Source organism: Bradyrhizobium sp. MI1.7 (genome assembly GCF_055811795.1).
This window is the reverse complement of record NZ_JBVVPO010000219.1, coordinates 1-912: the sequence shown is the minus strand read 5'-3', so window position 1 is coordinate 912 and position 912 is coordinate 1. Positions and strand designations below refer to the sequence as shown.

Sequence of the window (912 nt, the reverse complement as noted above, 5' to 3'; positions counted from 1 at the left end):
TAGATGGGGTGATTGCGGTTGCTGCTCGAAAGGCTCAGCCTGGAAGGGAAGCCGGCGAGCCGGTGGCAGCAGGAGCGGGAACATGAAGCACTATGTCGGTCTGGATGTTTCGCTAAAGGAGACGGCTATCTGTGTTGTGGACGAGAATGGCGTCGTCATTCGCGAGGGCAAGGCACTTTCGGAACCGGAGGCTATTGTTGCCTGGCTCAACGAAAGCGGATTGCCCATTGTCAAGATCGGGATTGAGATTGGTGGTCTCGCTCGTTGGCTGTACAGCGAACTGCGTGCTGCCGGCTTACACGCAGTCTGCATCGATCCCCGAAGACTGCGTGGCGTGACTAAGACGATGCCGATTAAGACCGATCGAAACGACGCTCGCGCCATTGCACAGGTAATGCGGGTCGGCTGGTACACCGTTGTTCATATCAAGGGTGACGTGAGCCAGGAGCTACGAATGCTTCTCAACAATCGCAAGACGCTTTTGATCAAGCAGATCGATATCGAGAACGAAATTCGCGGCGTCTTACGCGTCTTCGGCTTAAAGCTATCTGGTCGTATACCTCAAGCGACGTTTGAGCAGCAGACTAATGAACTCACAGATGGCCATCCACGACTCGCGGCGATGCTGCGCCCAATGCTTGTGGCTCGAGCCGCGCTGCGTGAACAGTACGGCGTCCTGCACAAGATGGTACTTGAAATAGTACGCCGCGAACCGACATGTCAGCGGCTCATGACGATACCGGGCGTAGGTGCACTGACGGCAATCACGTTTCTAACAACCATTGATGACCCGGATCGCTTTCAACGCTCCCGCGATGTTGGCGCGCATCTTGGCCTTACGCCACGCAAATACGCATCTGGGGAAACCGATCGGAATGGCGCTATTTCGAGGTGTGGCGATGTGATGCTCAG

Annotated in this window: 1 protein-coding gene; it reads left to right on the top strand. The window is 55.7% G+C overall.

Annotated features, from left to right (window positions below; genetic code table 11):
• Positions 1-82 precede the first annotated feature (82 nt).
• Positions 83-912: IS110 family RNA-guided transposase (locus AC0L3X_RS47215; protein WP_473317622.1), on the top strand; the 830-nt coding region annotated here is incomplete at its 3' end.